This is a genomic window from Ornithinimicrobium sp. CNJ-824 (assembly GCF_001942405.1).
In the GTDB taxonomy this organism is placed as follows: Bacteria; Actinomycetota; Actinomycetes; order Actinomycetales; family Dermatophilaceae; genus Ornithinicoccus; species Ornithinicoccus kibberensis.
This window is the reverse complement of the sequence record NZ_MKKA01000061.1, coordinates 79,247-94,457: the sequence shown is the minus strand read 5'-3', so window position 1 is coordinate 94,457 and position 15,211 is coordinate 79,247. Positions and strand designations below refer to the sequence as shown.

The window sequence follows — 15,211 nt, the reverse complement described above, 5'->3', positions numbered from 1 at the left end:
GGCTGGGTAGGCTGTGACCGGGCTCCCAGGGTGGGTCGCCGGGCACCGGGACGAGGAGAGGCGTGACGTTCTTCAATCTCACGAGCACCGAGATCATGCTGCTCGTGCTGCTGGCCGTCGTCGTCCTCGGTCCGCGTCGACTGCCCCACTACGCCGCCCGCCTCGCCGACCTGGCACGGCGGGTGCGTGACCTGGCCGAGGGGGCCAAGGAGCAGATCAAGCAGGAGATGGGCCCGGCGTTCGAGGACGTCGACTGGCGCCAGCTCGACCCCCGGCAGTACGACCCGCGCCGCATCGTGCGGGAGGCGCTCACCGAGCCGGCCCCCTCCACCCGTGCGGCCGGTGGCGCCACGGCTGCGGGCGCGACGGCCCGTGGGCAGGCGGCACGGGGCGGCGCGACCGTGCCCGGTGGGCGCGCGGGGGACGTGAGGAGGACGGCGGCGACGGCCTCCGCCGGGACGGCCGCCGGGACCGGCACGGGTGGACGCTTCGACCCTGCCCTGCCGGTGCCCTTCGACCCGGACGCGACCTGAGCGTCCTGCTCCTGCCTGCCCCCGACGTTCGCCGGCGGGCCCTCAGCGGCTGGTCGGGGTGATCCCCAGCTTGCGCCCCGCCAGGCCGCGACCACGCCGGGCCAGCTGTCGGGCGATGCCACGCAGCGCCGTGGCCGCGGGGGAGTCCGGGTGGGAGAGCACGACCGGACGGCCGGTGTCCCCGCCCTCGCGAAGGGTCACGTCGAGCGGCACCTGCCCCAGCAGCGGCACCTCCGCGCCGATCGAGCGGCTCAACGAGTCGGCCACGACCTGGCCGCCGCCGCTGCCGAAGAGCTCCTGGCGGCTGCCGTCCGGCATCTCCAGCCAGGACATGTTCTCCACGACCCCGACGATGCGCTGGTGGGTCTGCAGGGCGATCGAGCCCGCCCGCTCGGCCACCTCGGCGGCCGCCTGCTGCGGCGTGGTCACGACGATGAGCTCGCTGCTGGGCAGCAGCTGCGCCACGGTGATCGCGATGTCCCCGGTCCCGGGCGGAAGGTCGAGGAGCAGGACGTCGAGGTCGCCCCAGTAGACGTCGGCCAGGAACTGCTGCATCGCCCGGTGCAGCATCGGGCCGCGCCAGACGACCGGCTGGTTGCCGGGGACGAACATGCCGATGGAGATGACCTTGACGTCGCCCGGGTCGGCGACCGGGGGCATGATCATGTCGTCGACCTGGGTGGGCGGACGGGTCACCCCCAGCATGCGGGGGACCGAGAAGCCGTAGATGTCGGCGTCGACGACGCCCACCCGCAGGCCCTCCGCGGCCAGCGCCGCGGCGAGGTTGACCGTCACCGAGGACTTGCCCACCCCTCCCTTGCCGGAGGCGACCGCATACACGGTGGTGAGGGAGTCGGGCCGCGCGAACGGGATCTCCCGCTCGGCGGCCCCGCCGCGGAGCTGGTCGCGCAGGGCGCCGCGCTGCTCGTCGCTCATGACGCCCAGCTGCACGTCGACGCCCGTGACGTGCTCGACCTTGGACACCGCGGCCGTGACGTCGCGGGTGATCGTGTCCTTCATCGGGCAGCCCGGGACGGTGAGCAGCACCGTCACGCGGACCCGGCCGTCGTCGCCCACGTCGACCGCCTCGACCATCCCCAGGTCGGTGATCGGCTTGCGGATCTCGGGGTCGTCGACGGTGGCGAGGGCAGCGTGGAGGGCGTCGGTGCTGGGGTGGGACATGCCCCCCATGCTAGGTGTCGCGGCGGGGTGCTCCCGCCGTCGGGCCCGCCCCGGTCGTTCCACCGGGGCGCCTCCGGGCCCCCTCGTCCTCGTCGGGCGCATCCCGCTCGACGAGCTCCTCCAGCAGGCTGCGCAGCTCGGAGCGGACGAAGTCGCGGGTGGCCACCTCCCGCATGGCCAGCCGCAGCGCGGCGACCTCGCGGGTGAGGAACTCGGTGTCGGCCAGGTTGCGTTCGTCGCGGGCGCGGTCCTGCTCCATCTGGACCTTGTCCCGGTCGTCCTGCCGGTTGGTGGCCAGCAGGATGAGCGGGGCCGCGTAGGAGGCCTGCAGGCTGAGCATGAGCGTCAGGAAGATGAACGCGTAGGGGTCGAACCGCACCGACGGCGGGCCGAGGGTGTTCCAGACCACCCAGACGGCCACGAAGACGGTCATCCACACCAGGAAGCGCGCCGTGCCCATGAACCGGGCGAACCGCTCGGCAAAGGCACCGAAGCTCTCCGGGTCCATCCGCGAGGGCAGCGTCCACCGGCTCGTCTTGGCCAGCGGCTGGTCGAGCCGGTCGGCCGGGCGACCTCCGGGACGGTCCCGCCGGATCGGCTCAGACATCCGCCACCTCCGTCAGCCCGTTCTCCTCTCCCCGCTCCTCGCGCCAGTCGTCGGGCAGGATGTGGTCCAGCACGTCGTCGACGGTCACCGACCCGACCAGCCGGCCCTCGGCGTCCACGACCGGCAGAGCCACCAGGTTGTAGGTGGCCAGCGCCCGGGTGACCTCGCCGAGGCTGGCCTGGGGGGTGACGGGGTCCAGGTCGTCGAGCACGGACCCGACCGGCTGGTGCGGGGCCTCGCGCAGCAGGCGCTGGATGTGCACGCTGCCCAGCAGGCGCCCCGTCGGCGTCTCGTGGGGCGGCCGGGTGACGTAGACGAGCGAGGCGATCGCGGGGTGCAGCTCCTCGCGCCGCACCAGCGCGAGCGCCTCGGCGATGCTGGCGTCCGGGCCCAGGACGACCGGCTCGGTCGTCATCAGACCGCCGGCGGTGTTCTCGTCGTAGGTCAGCAGCCGGCGCAGGTCGGCGGCCTCGTCGGGCTCCATGAGCTGGAGCAGCTCCTCCTGGGTGGCCGCCGGCAGGTCGGCCAGCAGGTCGGTGGCGTCGTCCGGCTGCATGACCTCCAGGACGTCCGCCGCCCGCTCGGCCACCAGGTGCGTGAGGATCTCGAGGCGGTCGTCGTCCGGGAGCTCCTCGAGCACGTCGGCCAACGTCTCGTCGTCGAGGGCGTCGGCGACCTCGGCCCGACGCTTGGGGCTGAGCCCGTGGATCGCCTCCGCGAGGTCCTGCGGCTTGAGGTCCTCGTAGGCCTCGAGCAGGGCGGTGGCCGCCTGGGCCGGCCCGGCGTCCTGCAGGCCCTCCACCTGGTCCGGGTCGACGAGCAGCGTCTCGCCGCGACGGCGCCCAGCCGCAGCCCACGCACGGCGCGCTGCGGCGCCCCCTTGCGCACGAAGATCTTGCTCAACCGCCAGTCCCCGCCCCGCTGCCGGTCCATCGCGATGTCCTCGACGACGACCGGCACCCGCTGCCCGTCGTCGACGAGCGTCACCTGCCGGTCGAAGAGCTCCCCGACGACGAGGGTCTCCCCGGGCCGCTGCTGGAAGCGACGCATGTTGACCAGACCGGTGGTGATCACCTGGCCCGCGTCGATCGCCGTCACCCGCGTGATGGGCACGAAGACGCGGCGTCGGCCGGGCACCTCGACGATCAGACCGATGACGCGCGGACCCTGGCCGCCGACGCGGCCGGACAGGGTGACGAGGACGTCGCGCACCCGGCCCACCTCGTCGCCCAGGGGGTCGAAGACGCTCATCCCGTTCAGCCGGGCGACGAAGACGCGGGGAAGGCTCACCGGGGCAGGATACCGACCGGTGGCGACGGCGCCCCGGATCCGCCGGGTCCCGCGGCACCCCCGGGGCGTGCGGGCCCTTGGGTTCGCCGGGCGCGGGGGAGCGGGGCACAATGGCGGGGTGACCTCACCAGCCGCAGCGAACCGACCCGGCCCCGTGCTGGCCCTCGAGTATCCGATGAGCCTGGGGGTGCACGACTCCTACGAGGAGGCCCAGGCGGTGGTCGACTACCTCTCGGACCAGGAGTTCCCGGTCGACCAGTGCATGATCGTCGGGACCGACCTCAAGCAGGTCGAGCGGGTCACCGGCCGGCTGACGACCGGGCGCGTCGCGCTGGGCGGGGTCGCCTCGGGCGTCTGGCTCGGGCTGTTCGTGGGGCTGATCTTCGCGCTCTTCGCGCCGACCGGGGACGCCCTGGTCACCGTGCTGGGGGCGGTCGCGTTCGGGGCCTTCTTCGGGGTCGTCTGGGCGCTCATCGGCTACGCGATGACCCGGGGCCGCCGCGACTTCGTCTCGGTCACCCAGGTGGTGGCCACGCGCTACGAGGTGCTCACTGAGCACAAGCACGCGGAGCGTGCCCGCGAGCTGCTGGACTCCCGCCCCGGCGCACCCCTGGGCTGACCGGGCCCGGGTCGACCGGCGCTCAGTCCCTGCGCCCCCCGGCGCGCACCCACGCCTCGACCTCGTCGGCGGTCCGCGGCAGCATCGCCGAGAGGTTGCGGCACCCGTCGGCGGTGACGACGACGTCGTCCTCGATCCGTACCCCGATGCCCCGCAGCTCCGGCGGGACCCGCAGGTCCTCGGACTTGAAGTACAGCCCCGGCTCGACCGTGAGGACCATGCCCTCGCGCAGCTCCCCGTCGACGTAGTCCTCGCGCAGCGCCAGCGCGCAGTCGTGGACGTCGATGCCCAGGTGGTGGCTGGTGCCGTGCACCATCCACCGACGGTGGAACTGCCCCTCCTCCGCGTCGAGGGTCTGCTCGAGCGTGACCCCGTCGGGGAGCAGGCCCCAGTCCAGCAGGTGCCGGGCGATCACCTCGATCGCGGCGGCGTGGACGTCCTTGAACCGGCTGCCCGGCCGGCAGGCCGCCAGCCCGGCCTCCTGGGCCTCGAGCACCGCCTCGTAGACCTTCCGCTGAGCGGGGGTGAAGGTCCCGTCCACCGGGACCGTCCGCGTGACGTCGGCGGTGTAGAGCGAGTCGGTCTCCACCCCGGCGTCGAGCAGCAGCAGCTGCCCTGGGTGCAGGTCCCCGGTGTTGCGGATCCAGTGCAGCGTCGTGGCGTGCTCGCCCGCGGCGGCGATGGAGTCGTAGCCCACGCCGTTGCCGGCGTGCCGGGCGTGCAGGCCGAAGACGCCCTCCACCCACCGCTCCCCGCGTCCCCGCGCGACGGCCTCGGGCAGCTGCTCGACGACGGCGTCGAAGGCCCGGGCCGTGGCCTCGACGGCCTCGGCCATCTGTCGGATCTCCCACTCGTCCTTGACGAGACGCTGGGTGGACAACGAACGGGCCAGGGCCTGGTCGGCCTCCAGCACCGCCTGCTCGTCCTGCTCCGTGACCGCGCCGCTGCGTCCGCGGACCCGGTCCACCAGCTCGGCCACCTCCCGGTCCGCGTCGCGCACGACCCGCAGGGTCAGCCCGCCCGGCCCGACGTCCTTGGCCAGGGCGTCCTCCAGCTCGCCCAGGGGGCGCGTGCCCACCCCCAGCTCCGCGGCGGCGGAGGCCAGGGTGGGACGAGTGCCCACCCAGAACTCGCCGACCCGGGAGTCGGCGAAGAACTCGGTGCTGTCCCTGTCGGCCAGGGGCAGGAAGTAGAGGACCGCCTCGTGCCTGGCCGGCGTGCCGTCCTCCTCGTGGACGGGGTCCAGGACGAGGACCGCGTCGGGCTCGCGGTCGGCGCCGAGCCCGGTCAGGTGCGCGAAGGCGCTGTGCGGCCGGAAGACGTAGTCGGTGTCGTTGCTGCGCACCTTCAGCCCGCCCGCCGGGACGACCAGCCGCTCCCCGGGGAAGGCGGCGGAGACCACCTGGCGCCGCGCGGCGGCATACCGGGCCGCCTCGGTCAGCTCCGGCAGGCCCCCGGGCCTGGGGGCCCAGTCCTGGCCCATGAAGGCGCGGAAGGCCTCCCCGGTGGGGCGGTTGCGGTGCTCGGCCTGATGCTGCTTCTCGCTCACCCGGCCATGGTAGGCGCGGGTGGACCGGCGCCCGTGCCACGGCCCCTACCCTGGGACCGTGAGCGAGAAGGTGGTGCCCGAGGTCGTCGGCGGGGTGACCGGCCCGCAGCAGGTGAACCCCCGTGCCGTCCGACCCGCCGGCCGGGTCGGACGGGTCTGGCGGCAACGGGCCTCCGAGGTCGTCCGCAGCGCCTCGCCCCCGACCCTGGCCCTGGGCACCAGGCTGGGCGGCGACGAGGCGGTCAGCCAGCGGCAGGCGCGCGCCGTCATCGACCTGGCGCTGCGCGTGGGGGAGGCGATGCTCTCCACGGGTGCCTCCGCCGCCGACTGCGTGGCCTCGGTCCTGCGGCTGATGACCGCCTACGGCGTGCGGTCGGCCCACATCGACGTCACCTTCACCTCGATCACGGTCTCGATCCACCGGGGCCTGCACGAGGACCCGCTGTCGGTGATGCGCGTCATCCCGGGCCGGCGCCCGACTACTCGAGGCTGGAGGGGGTCCAGGGTCTGCTGGACGACATCGTCGCCTCCGCCGAGGACGGGGACGAGGCGATGCCGATCGACGTGGCCCGGGCCCGGCTGACCCGGGTGCTGGAGTCCCCGCACCCCTACCAGCGCTGGGTGGTCACGGTCGGTTTTGCCCTCCTCGCCGTCGGGTCGTCATGCTCTTCGGTGACGCCCCCGGGATGTGGGTGGCGGCCGCCCTCTCGGCCGCGCTCGTCGACCGGGTGCAGCGGGTGCTCTACACCACCGGGGTGGCCGCCTTCTTCACCCAGGCGGTCAGCGCCGCGGTCCCCACGACCATCGCCCTCGGACTGCACTGGCTGGCCTCCGTCGACATGCCCGTCCCTGGCGTGCGCTCGCCCTCCCTGGTCGTCATCTCCGGGATCGTCGTCCTGCTGGCCGGGCTGGGGGTCATGGGAGCCGCCCAGGACGCCCTCGACGGCTACTTCGTCACCGCCGGGGCCCGGGGGATGGAGGTGCTGCTGATGACCGCGGGCATCGCGGTCGGCGTCGCGGTCGTCATCGGCACGGCCAACCGCTTCGGCGTCGACATGGAGGTCTCCCCGTTCGTGGCCCTCGGGGGCAACCCGCTGCTCGGTGTCGTCGGGGCGATGCTCGTGGCCCTCGGCTTCTGCCTGTCCACCTACACCGGCCCGCGGACGACCCTGGTGTCCATGGCGGTCGCGGCCGGGGGATGGGTGGTCTTCGAGGTGGGGCTCGCGCTCGGCCTGGGAGGTCCCGAGGCCACGGCGGTCGCCTCGGCACCGGTGGGCGTGGCGGCCTATGCCGTCCACCGCAGGCTGCGCATGCCCGAGCTGGCGGTGGGCACGGCGGGCATCGTCTCGATGCTGCCCGGCCTGGCGGTCTACCGGGCGATCTACCTCATCCTCAGCGACTCCGCGGCCGTCGTCGGCAACGCGGTGCTGCACTTCGTCACCGCCGTCTCGACCGGCATGGCGCTGGCCGCCGGGCTGTCCATCGGTGGCTTCCTGGCACGGCGTCGGCTCGGCCTGGACCGGGCCGCCCAGCGTGCCCGTCGGCGCTCGCGCGGCCGCTACGTCGGCGACTGAGCCCAGCCTCCGCGGAACGGGCTCCTGCGGGCCCGCCCGGCGGCGGGCGACCTGGCGACGAGCGACCTGGCTGCGGTCAGTCCGTCCAGGTCCAGGACGAGAGCAGGTCCTCCAGCGCCGCGGCCGCCTCTTCGTCCTGAGCCTGGACCGCGGACAGCGTGACCACGTAGAGCGTGCCGTCGTGGCTGACCCACCGCTGGGTCTGGCGCACGGGCAAGCCGTCCACCTCGCGGGTGAGCACGTAGCCGGGGGCCCGGTTGCCGTCGACCTCGGCCGGCTCCAGCAGCTCGTACTCGCCGTCCTCCCCGGCCAGGTCCTCGGCGGTCTGCTCCACGGCCGAGGTCAGGTTGCTGATGTACTCCTCGCGCGTGATGACCACGTTGGTGTAGAAGTCGTCGACCTGCTGGGTGTCCTTGAGGGCGAGGACGATGCCGGGTGCGTCGTCCTCGGCCAGCTCGCCCGGGTCGACGAGGTCCATGGCGTCCTCCCACCCGTCGGGCACGTCCACCTCGAAGCCTTCGTCCGCGGCGGCCGCCGTGGTCGGCTCCTCCTCGGTGGGTGTCTCCGTGGTGTCGGCCGCGTCGGCGGTTGCGCCGTCCTGGTCGTCGCCCGTGGCCGTCGCGGTGTCGGCCGACGCCGTCGTCGCCGCAGCGTCGTCGGTGGGGGCGGAGGTGTCCTGCTCCTCGTCGGTCCCGTCCGTGACCTCCTCGGTGGCCGTCGGCCTCTCGTCGTTGGTGGGGGCCTCGTCCGCGCACCCGGCCACCAGGGTCAGGGCGAGCAGGGCGGCGGCCGTCGTGCCGGCGGCGCGGCGGTGCTGCGGCAGGGTCATGGTGCTCCTCGGGGGTGGGTCCGGCCCGCGCAGCGGGCTGTGGTCGACCTCCAGTATGACGCGGGGCCCGGCGTACCGTGGCCGCATGCACCGCACCCCTCCCGACGCCGTCGTCGACCTGCACGTCCACTCGGACCACAGCGACGGCACCGAGCCGCCCCGTGCCGTCGTCGAGCGGGCACGCCGGGCGGGCATCGACGTGGTGGCGCTGACCGACCACGACGTCGTCAGCGGCTGGGCCGAGGCCGACGAGGCGGGTCGCCGGGCCGGGGTCGCGGTCGTCCCGGGGATCGAGGTGTCCTGCAGCTGGCGCGGCATCTCCGTGCACCTGCTGGCCTACCTGCCGGATCCCGACGACGAGGCCCTGACCGCCGAGCTCGAGGCGAGCCGGCGCAGCCGGGACACCCGGCTGCAGGTGATGATCGAGCGCCTCCGGGCCGACGGGTACCCGGTGCGCGAGGAGGAGGTGCGGGCGCTCGCCGGCGACGCCGGTTCGCTCGGCCGCCCGCACGTGGCGGACGTGCTGGTGCGGCACGGTGTCGTCCGGACCCGCGACGAGGCGTTCGAGGAGATCCTGTCCTCCTCGGGCCCCTACTACGTCACGCACGCGGCACCGGACCCGGTGACGGCCACCGAGCTCGTGGTGGCGGCCGGTGGTGCGGCCGTCGTCGCGCACCCGTTCGCGGGGCGGCGGGGCCGGGTCGTCGACGACCGGGTCGTGGCCGACATGGCCGAGGCCGGGATGGTCGGGGTGGAGGTCGACCACCGCGACCACGGCCCGCAGGAGCGGGCCCACGCGGCGGAGCTGGCCGGGCGGCTCGGGCTGCTCCGGACCGGTTCCAGCGACTACCACGGGGCGGGCAAGCAGAACCGCCTCGGTGAGCACACCACCGACCCCGGCGTGCTGGACCGGATCCTGGACCTCGCCGACGGCACTCCGATGCTCGGGGCCCGGATCTGACCGGACGCGGCCGCGACCGGCGCGGGCCCGTGGCGCACCTGCGTGGGCCGCGGCCCCCGGTGGAAGCGGTCGGCCGGCCGGCTCAGTCGGTGCCGGCCGCGCCGCCGTCGACGCGGGTGGTGCGCCGACGACGGCGGCGTCCCCCACCCCCGGCGGAGCGTTCGCCCTCGCCCGTCCGGGCCGGACGCTCCCTGCCCTCGGAGGACCGCCCGCGGCCGCCCTCGGACCGGCCCTCACCGTGGCCGCGTCCACCCTGACGGCGACCACCACCGCCACCGCTGCGTCCGGCTCCGCGGCCACCGTCGCCCCGACCGCCGCCGCGGCTGCCGCGTCCCGGCTCACCCAGGTCCTCGAGCTTCTCGGCGCCCAGGCCCTCCCTGGTCCGCTGCGACCGCGGCAGGGTGCCACGCGTCCCCTCGGGGATGCCCAGCTGCTCGAACAGGTGCGGGCTGGAGGAGTAGGTCTCCTCCGGCTCCGGGTAGCCCAGGTCCAGGGCCTTGTCGATGAGGCTCCACCGGGGCATGTCGTCCCAGTCCACGAACGTGATGGCCACGCCGGTGGCGCCGGCCCGGCCGGTCCGTCCGATCCGGTGCAGGTAGGTCTTCTCGTCCTCGGGGCACTGGTAGTTGATCACGTGCGTGACCGCCTCCACGTCGATGCCTCGGGCGGCGACGTCCGTCGCGACGAGGACGTCGACCTTGTCGCTGCGGAAGGCCCGCATGGCCTGCTCACGCGCGCCCTGCCCGAGGTCGCCGTGGATGGCCGCCGCGGCGAAGCCGCGGTCCATGAGCTCGTCGGCCACCTTGGCGGCGGTCCGCTTCGTGCGCGTGAAGATGATCGTGCGTCCGCGGCCCTCGGCCTGCAGGATGCGGGCGACCATCTCGATCTTGTCCATGGCGTGCGCCCGGTAGGCGAACTGCTCCACGGCCGCGACGGTCTGGCGGTCGTCCGCCCCGTCGTCGCTCATCGCCCGGATGTGCGTCGGCTGGGTCATGTAGCTGCGGGCCAACGACACCACGGCCCCCGGCATGGTGGCGCTGAAGAGCATCGTGTGCCGGCCGGCCGGCGTCAGGGCGAGCAGCTTCTCCACGTCCGGCAGGAAGCCCAGGTCGAGCATCTCGTCGGCCTCGTCCAGCACGACCGTCCGGGCGTGGCCGAGGTTCAGGTGGCCCTTGGCGGCCAGGTCGAGGAGCCGGCCCGGGGTGCCGACGACGACCTCGACACCCTTCTGGAGCGCCTCGATCTGCGGCTCGTAGGCACGACCGCCGTAGATGGTCAGCACGCGGATCCCCCGTCGGTGGCCGGCCTTGGCGAGGTCCCCGGAGACCTGGACGGCCAGCTCCCGCGTGGGTGCGACCACGAGGGCCTGCGGTGCACCGGCCCCGGGGAGCTCGTCCGCGCCCGGGTCCCCCGGGGCGAGCACGTGGTGCAGGATCGGCAGGCCGAACCCGAGGGTCTTGCCGGTCCCGGTCTTGGCCTGCCCGATGATGTCGTGCCGGGCGAGCGCCACGGGCAGGGTCATCGACTGGATGGGGAAGGGGTGGGTGATCCCGCCGTCGGCCAGCGCGGCCACGATGTCGGGGTGGATGCCGAAGTCGGCGAAGGTGCGGTCGTCCTGCAAGGGTCTCTTCCGATCGGTGGGTGCGGTCCGGACACGGGGGTATGCCGTGGGCGGGTCGTACGGAGCCGATCGGGTCTGTCCTTGGGGGTCGGGCGACGCGCCCGACGAGAGCAACCGTGCCAGGCACGGCCGACCGGTCACCGGTCCAACGTCCCCAGGGTAGCGGACCGGGCCGGGCCCCGGACGCAGGACGCGCCCCTCCGAGGAGGGGCGCCGTCTGCCGCGGACGGAGCCGCGGGTGTGGGCGAGATGTCCGCCCGAGGGTCGTGGTCAGCGACCCACGCGGTCGTGGGTGGTGTCGCGACCGGTGATGGCGCCGTAGGCCAGCACGACGATGACGGCGCCGATGACGCCCAGGACGAGGCCCCAGAAGTTCAGCAGGCCACCCTCGTAGTCGAAGATCAACGACCCGAGGAAGGAACCCAGCAGGGCACCGACGGCACCCAGCAGGATGGTCATCGGGACGGACAGGTTCTGCTTGCCCGGCAGGACGAGACGGGCCAGCGGCCCCACGATGAGGCCCGCGACGAGCGCGGCGATGATGGTGGAGAACATGGTGTAGGCCTTCCAACAGACGTCCACCACGGGGATACCCCCGCGGTGGTGGTCACAGGGCATACCCGTGCAGACCGGCGACCACGGTAGTCAATCCTTCTCCCAGGGTCCACTCAGGCAGGCTGGGACAGGCCCGCCCCGGGGTGCGGGGCGGACGGGGACCGAACCTGCCTGCCTACCGTCCGAAGCCGACGCGACCCTTGTCCTGGGCGCCGATCTCGACGTAGGCGAGGGCGTCCGTGGGGACCAGCACGGTGCCCCCCTTGTCGTCCTCGAGCTCGATGAGCTGCTGCCCGGACGACAGCGCGTCGCTGACGACGCCGCGGACCTGCTCAGGGGTGTGGGCGGACTCGAACGCGACCTCGCGGGCCACGTTGCGGATGCCGATGCGGACCTCCACGGGCGATCCTCCTTGCTCGGGGACGGGGTTCGAGGTCGAGCCTAGCCGGAGCACCAGGTGGTCACGACGTCGCCCGGTCGCCGACCTGCGGGTACTGGGCTATCCCGCGCCAGAGGAGCATGGTGACCAGGTCGGCCGCCTCCGCCAACGGGATGGTCGACCCGTCCTCGAACCACTGACGGGCCGCGGACTGCACCATCCCCACCAGGGTCGTGCCCAGCAGCACGCACTCGGTCCAGCCCAGCGCCGTCTGGTCCTGCAGGACCCGGCCGACGGCCTCGGCGCAGCGGCCGCGTGCGTCGTCCAGCACGGTGGCCACGGCCGGGTCGGCGCCCATGTCGGAGGCGAAGACCAGCCGGTACCCCGACGCCGGCCGGTCGACGAACTCGAAGTAGGCACGGACGCAGGCCGCGATCCGGGCACCGTTGTCGGGCGTGGAGTCGAGGGCGCTGGTGATGGTGGCGACGACGTCGTCGGCGACGCGGGCGGCGAGGGCGAGGTAGAGGTCCAGCTTGCTGTCGAAGTGCTGGTACAGCACCGGCTTGGACACCCCGGCCCGCTCGGCGATGTCGTCCATCGACGTCGCGTGGTAGCCGTTCTGCGAGAAGGCGGCCAGCGCAGCCTCCAGCAGCGTCACCCGGCGTGCGTCACGCGGGAGCCGGAGCCGTTGGTCGCTGCGGTGGGGGGGTGTCGTCACGACGGCCTCCTGGACTGGGACTTTCCATCCTAGAGGGCGGGACGGGCCCCGCCCGGTGAAGCGCCGTGGCAGGTGTGTCGGCCACGATGGTGAGATGGACCCCATGCTCGACCTCGAACCGCGCCGACCGGACACCGACCCCGGCCAGGCACGTGTCGTCGCGCACCGGGGTGGGGTCCTGCTGGTCACCGGGGCGCCCGGGACGGGCAAGACGTCGGCGCTCGTCCGGCACGTGCAGCAGCGGGTCGCGGAGGGGGCCGACCCCGACGCCTGCCTCGTGCTGGCGCCGACCCGGCAGGCGGCGGCCCGGCTCCGGACCGCCATCGGCCGGGGGCTCGGGCAGACCTACACCGAGCCGTTGGCGCGGACGGCCTCCTCGTTCGCGTTCTCCGTGCTCAGGCTCGCGGCGGCCTCGTCCGGCGGTCCCCTCCCACGGCTGCTCTCGGGGGCGGAGCAGGACGTCATCCTGCGGGAGCTGCTCGCGGGGCATGCCAGCGACGGGCGGGGCCCCTCCTGGCCGGTCGGGCTGGGTCCGGCCCTGGGCACCGCCGGTTTCCGGGCGCAGCTGCGCGACCTGCTGATGCGGGCCGTCGAGCGGGGCCTGGAGCCGGAGGACCTGCGGCGGTTGGGTGGAGAGCACGACCGGCCCGAGTGGTGTGCGGCGGCCGACGTGCTCGCCGAGTACGACGAGGTGACCGCACTGTCCGAGCCGGGCGCGTTCGATCCCGCCTGGATCTGCACCGCCGCGGCGGACGTCCTCGAGGACGACCCCGACCTCGCCGCCCGGGTCCGCGGCCGGCTCGCGGTCGTGCTCGTGGACGACGCCCAGGAGCTCACGGCGTCCGCGGCGCGCCTGGTGTCGGTGGGTCGGGGGGACCGGCACCGACGTGGTCCTCGCCGGGGACGCCGACGCCTCGGTGCTCGGCTTCCGCGGGGCGGTTCCCGAGCTGTTCGTGGAGCTGGCCCACCAGCTGCACACGGTCGACCGTCGCCTGGTCCCCGGGACGGCGACCACCGAGGCGCTCCCGACCGTCGTCCTGCCACGCCGCCACCGGGGCGACGAGGTGCTCTCCGCCGTCGTCACGCGCGTCGCCGACCGGATCGGGGCCGGGCACGGCACGGCGCACCGACGGCCGGGCAGCCGGTCCGCCGCGGCCGCCTCCTCGGGTGGGGAGGACCACCCGGTGCAGCTGGCGCTCACCCGCAGCCGCGCCCAGGAGGCGGCCTACGTGGCCCACTGGCTGCGCGAGTCCCACCTGCTGCACGGGGTTGCGTGGGAGGAGATGGCGGTCGTGGCGCGGTCGGGCGCCCAGCAGGAGTCGCTCCGTCGAGCCCTGGCCTCCGGAGGCGTCCCCGTGCGGCTCGACCGCTCGGGCGTCCCCCTGGGGCACGACCCCGCGGTCGTCCCGCTGCTCACCGCCTACGACGTCGTGACCCGGGACGGGAACGCACCCTGGATGGTCGCACCCGAGGAGGGGGTCCTGCTGCTGACCTCGCCGGTCGGCGGGGTCGACCCCGTCCAGCTACGCGGCTCCGGCGCCGGCTGCGGGGCGAGGAGCTGGCGGCCGGGGGTGAGCGGTCGGCCGACGAGATCCTCGCGACGATGCTGAGCGACCGCGACCTCGGACGGTCGCCGCTGTCCGACCTGCACCCCGACCTCCACCCGGTGGTGCGGGTGGGTCACGTCCTGGCGGCAGGACGGGAGGTCGTCGACGCCGACCCTGCCGGCTCGGCCGAGGACGTCCTCTGGGCCCTGTGGGACGCCACCGGACTGGCGCGCGTCTGGACCGAGCAGGTCCGTGCCGGCGGAGCCACCGGGGCCCGCGCCGACCGGGACCTCGACGCGGTCATGGTCCTGTTCGGGGCGGCCGAGGCCTACGTCGACCGTCTTCCGGGCAGCTCCCCCCGCAGCTTCCTGCACCACGTCCGCGGAGCGGACGTCGCGGCGGACACCCTGGTCGTCGGGGCCCGGGACCGGCACAGCGTCGAGGTGCTCACCCCTCAGGCCGCCGCCGGCCGGCAGTGGCGCCGGGTGGCGGTGGTGGGGGTGCAGGACGGGGTGTGGCCGGACCTGCGGCTGCGCGACACCCTCCTGGGGTCGGAGGCCCTCGTCGCCGCGCTGCAGGGGCGGGCGGCCACCGGGCCGGAGGCGGTCCGGGCCGCCCAGGCACAGGTGCGTGCGGGAGAGCTCCGCCAGTTCCACGTCGCCGTCAGCCGCGCCACGGAACGGTTGCTCGTCTCGGCCGTCTCCAGCACCGAGGACCAGCCGTCCTCGCTCCTGGAGCTCGTCCGGCCCGGCTACCCGCGCGACGACCTGGTGACGGTCCCGCCGCCGCTGACGCTGCGCGGTCTGGTGGGTCACCTGCGCAGGGAGGCCGTCGGCGCCCACCGGGCCGGTGACCGGACGCGCCGGGACGCCGCCCTCGACGTCCTCCTCCTGCTCGACCGGGAGTCCGTCCCCGGCACCGACCCGGCGACCTGGTGGGACGTCCGGGAGGTCTCGACGGACCGTCCGCTGGTCCCCGACGGACCCGTCCGTGTCTCCCCGTCCCACGTCCAGGGGTTCCACGACTGCGCCCTCCGGTGGTTCCTCACCGGCCGCGGCGGCGAGGACGGGGATGCCGTCAAGGCCGAGATCGGCACCCTCGTGCACGACGTCGTCGCCACCACGCCGCACGGCGACCTCGACACCCTGACCGCCGAGCTCGACCGGCGCTGGGCCGGCGTCGGCCTCCGGCCCGGGTGGGTGGCGGACCGGGAGCACCGCAGGCGCGCGCCATGCTGGCCAAGTACG

Annotated in this window: 14 protein-coding genes and 3 pseudogenes; 8 read left to right on the top strand and 9 right to left on the bottom strand. The window is 74.5% G+C overall.

What is annotated here, in order from left to right:
* Positions 1–62 precede the first annotated feature (62 nt).
* Entirely contained in the window at positions 63–533 is a 471-nt protein-coding gene (locus tag BJF81_RS15825; protein WP_237770298.1) for a Sec-independent protein translocase TatB, read from the top strand.
* 42 nt (positions 534–575) lie between these two features.
* On the opposite strand, the gene BJF81_RS15820 is transcribed toward BJF81_RS15825, so the two are convergent.
* The 3 genes and pseudogenes from BJF81_RS15820 to BJF81_RS15810 all read right to left on the bottom strand — a co-directional run bounded on the left by BJF81_RS15820 (position 576) and on the right by BJF81_RS15810 (position 3,573).
* Positions 576–1,715: an Mrp/NBP35 family ATP-binding protein gene (locus tag BJF81_RS15820; protein WP_075959171.1), complete on the bottom strand. Its 1,140-nt coding sequence runs from the start codon at positions 1,713–1,715 to the stop codon at positions 576–578.
* 10 nt (positions 1,716–1,725) lie between these two features.
* The gene (locus BJF81_RS15815; protein WP_083664310.1) at positions 1,726–2,322 is read right to left on the bottom strand and encodes a DUF1003 domain-containing protein; all 597 of its coding nucleotides are present in this window, start codon (positions 2,320–2,322) and stop codon (positions 1,726–1,728) included.
* A pseudogene (locus BJF81_RS15810) lies at positions 2,315–3,573 on the bottom strand (magnesium transporter MgtE N-terminal domain-containing protein). The gene BJF81_RS15815 and the pseudogene BJF81_RS15810 overlap by 8 nt, the downstream one beginning before the upstream one ends.
* A gap of 157 nt (positions 3,574–3,730) precedes the next feature.
* On the opposite strand from BJF81_RS15810, the gene BJF81_RS15805 reads away from it, so the two are divergent.
* The gene (locus BJF81_RS15805) at positions 3,731–4,231 is read left to right on the top strand and encodes a general stress protein (RefSeq protein ID WP_075959132.1); all 501 of its coding nucleotides are present in this window, start codon (positions 3,731–3,733) and stop codon (positions 4,229–4,231) included.
* Positions 4,232–4,253: 22 nt separating this feature from the next.
* Here BJF81_RS15805 and BJF81_RS15800 read toward each other — a convergent pair whose 3' ends face one another.
* Entirely contained in the window at positions 4,254–5,780 is a 1,527-nt protein-coding gene (locus tag BJF81_RS15800; RefSeq protein WP_075959131.1) for an aminopeptidase P family protein, read from the bottom strand.
* Between the two features lie 58 nt (positions 5,781–5,838).
* Here BJF81_RS15800 and BJF81_RS15795 point away from each other — a divergent pair, with 58 nt between their 5' ends.
* Together BJF81_RS15795 and BJF81_RS15790 are read left to right on the top strand one after the other, a co-directional pair.
* Positions 5,839–6,363, top strand: coding sequence for a threonine/serine exporter family protein (locus BJF81_RS15795; protein WP_075959130.1), 525 nt, complete (start codon positions 5,839–5,841; stop codon positions 6,361–6,363).
* A gap of 79 nt (positions 6,364–6,442) precedes the next feature.
* On the top strand, positions 6,443–7,354 hold the full coding sequence (locus tag BJF81_RS15790) for a threonine/serine exporter family protein (protein WP_075959129.1): 912 nt from the start codon (positions 6,443–6,445) through the stop codon (positions 7,352–7,354).
* Positions 7,355–7,430: 76 nt separating this feature from the next.
* Here the strand turns inward: BJF81_RS15790 and BJF81_RS15785 are convergent, their stop codons facing one another.
* Positions 7,431–8,183 carry a DcrB-related protein gene (locus BJF81_RS15785; RefSeq protein ID WP_075959128.1) on the bottom strand — a complete coding sequence of 251 codons (753 nt, stop codon included), beginning with the start codon at positions 8,181–8,183 and terminating at the stop codon, positions 7,431–7,433.
* Positions 8,184–8,268: 85 nt separating this feature from the next.
* Here BJF81_RS15785 and BJF81_RS15780 point away from each other — a divergent pair, with 85 nt between their 5' ends.
* Positions 8,269–9,144, top strand: a complete 876-nt coding sequence (locus BJF81_RS15780) for a PHP domain-containing protein (protein WP_075959170.1) — start codon at positions 8,269–8,271, stop codon at positions 9,142–9,144.
* Positions 9,145–9,226: 82 nt separating this feature from the next.
* On the opposite strand, the gene BJF81_RS15775 is transcribed toward BJF81_RS15780, so the two are convergent.
* The 4 genes from BJF81_RS15775 to BJF81_RS15760 all read right to left on the bottom strand — a co-directional run bounded on the left by BJF81_RS15775 (position 9,227) and on the right by BJF81_RS15760 (position 12,417).
* Positions 9,227–10,765 (bottom strand): DEAD/DEAH box helicase, encoded by a 1,539-nt coding sequence (locus BJF81_RS15775; RefSeq protein ID WP_075959127.1) that lies wholly within the window; start codon positions 10,763–10,765, stop codon positions 9,227–9,229.
* Between the two features lie 270 nt (positions 10,766–11,035).
* On the bottom strand, positions 11,036–11,350 hold the full coding sequence (locus BJF81_RS15770; RefSeq protein WP_237770297.1) for a GlsB/YeaQ/YmgE family stress response membrane protein: 315 nt from the start codon (positions 11,348–11,350) through the stop codon (positions 11,036–11,038).
* A 145-nt stretch (positions 11,351–11,495) separates the two neighbouring features.
* On the bottom strand, positions 11,496–11,720 hold the full coding sequence (locus BJF81_RS15765; RefSeq protein WP_075959125.1) for a DUF3107 domain-containing protein: 225 nt from the start codon (positions 11,718–11,720) through the stop codon (positions 11,496–11,498).
* Positions 11,721–11,781: 61 nt separating this feature from the next.
* A complete protein-coding gene (locus BJF81_RS15760) occupies positions 11,782–12,417 on the bottom strand; it encodes a TetR/AcrR family transcriptional regulator (RefSeq protein ID WP_075959124.1) in 636 nt (211 codons plus the stop codon).
* A 94-nt stretch (positions 12,418–12,511) separates the two neighbouring features.
* Between BJF81_RS15760 and BJF81_RS21705 the strand changes: the two are divergent.
* From BJF81_RS21705 to BJF81_RS21700, 3 genes and pseudogenes are all read left to right on the top strand, one after another.
* Positions 12,512–13,219, top strand: a pseudogene (locus BJF81_RS21705) (UvrD-helicase domain-containing protein); the annotation flags it as partial.
* 85 nt (positions 13,220–13,304) lie between these two features.
* Positions 13,305–14,027, top strand: coding sequence for a hypothetical protein (locus tag BJF81_RS20060; protein ID WP_237770296.1), 723 nt, complete (start codon positions 13,305–13,307; stop codon positions 14,025–14,027).
* Positions 14,021–15,133 (top strand): annotated as a pseudogene (locus BJF81_RS21700) (PD-(D/E)XK nuclease family protein); the annotation flags it as partial. The gene BJF81_RS20060 and the pseudogene BJF81_RS21700, both read left to right, overlap by 7 nt.
* Positions 15,134–15,211 lie beyond the last annotated feature (78 nt).